1 pseudogene is annotated in these 514 nt (G+C 72.0%); it reads left to right on the top strand.

Features of this window, described 5'->3' with window-relative positions:
* Nucleotides 1-179 precede the first annotated feature (179 nt).
* A pseudogene (locus tag ACFDSW_RS15330) lies at nt 180-514 on the top strand (hypothetical protein); the annotation flags it as partial.

Raw genomic sequence — 514 nt, 5'->3', positions numbered from 1 at the left:
GAGGCGGCGGAGCGGCTCGCCACCCGCGCACAGCAGCAGGACGCGCGCGCGCTGGCGCCGCGGCTCTTCCCTGCCGCGCTGTCACCCGCGACCAGCACCGCGATCGCGCGTGCCGAAAGCCCGTCGCAGGCATTGGCGCTGCTGCTCGTATCCCCAGAAATGATGCGGAGATAAGGAACATGCTCGATCGTCGCTCCTTGCTGGTTCGCGGCGCGCTGACCGCGCTCGCATCGGGGGTGGCCCCCCGGATGGCCTTCGCCAAGGCGGAGACGGACCGCCGCTTCGTGTTCATCATCCAGCGCGGTGCCGCCGACGGGCTGGGGGTGATCGCGCCGGTCGGCGATCCCGCCTTCGTCAGCCAGCGTGGCGACCTGGCCGCCGATCTGGTCGGAGCGCCACGGCTCGACTCGATGTTCGCGCTGCACCCCGCGATGGCGACGACGCTCGGCCTGTACCGGCAGGGGCAGGCGCTGTTCGCGCATGCGGTCGCCTCGCCGTATCGCGATCGCTCGCA

The organism is Sphingomonas sp., from assembly GCF_042091075.1.
Taxonomy (GTDB): Bacteria; Pseudomonadota; Alphaproteobacteria; order Sphingomonadales; family Sphingomonadaceae; genus Sphingomonas.
Note: the sequence above shows the minus strand (reverse complement) of the source record. Positions and strands in the feature narration are given on the sequence as shown.